Source organism: Acetobacter cibinongensis, assembly GCF_000963925.1.
In the GTDB taxonomy this organism is placed as follows: Bacteria; Pseudomonadota; Alphaproteobacteria; order Acetobacterales; family Acetobacteraceae; genus Acetobacter; species Acetobacter cibinongensis.
The window spans coordinates 1-293 of the sequence record NZ_BAMV01000041.1 but is presented as its reverse complement, the minus strand read 5'-3'; the positions used below and the strand labels follow the sequence as shown (position 1 = coordinate 293).

At 59.4% G+C, this 293-nt stretch carries 1 pseudogene and 1 other annotated feature; the pseudogene reads left to right on the top strand.

The window, feature by feature from the left end:
* Positions 1–293 (top strand): annotated as a pseudogene (locus Abci_RS13005) (IS3 family transposase); the annotation flags it as partial.
* Positions 83–199: a sequence feature (AL1L pseudoknot), on the top strand. (Overlaps the previous pseudogene by 117 nt.)

The window sequence follows — 293 nt, the reverse complement described above, 5'->3', positions numbered from 1 at the left end:
CGGCCGAGACGGCACGGATCAAGGCGTTGGAGCGTGAGGTCCGTGAACTGCGTCAGGCCAATGAGATCCTGAAGAAGGCCTCGGCTTATTTTGCACAGGCGGAGCTCGACCGCCGGTTTCGCAAATGATCGCGTTTATTGAAGTCTACCGTGCCGATTACGGGGTCGAGCCAATCTGTCGCGCTCTGCCGATTGCCCCATCAACGTTTTATCATCAGGCGGCCATAGCAAGAGATCCGACCACGGCCAGCCCGCGTGCCCGGCGCGATAGGGAACTGATGGAACATATCCGCC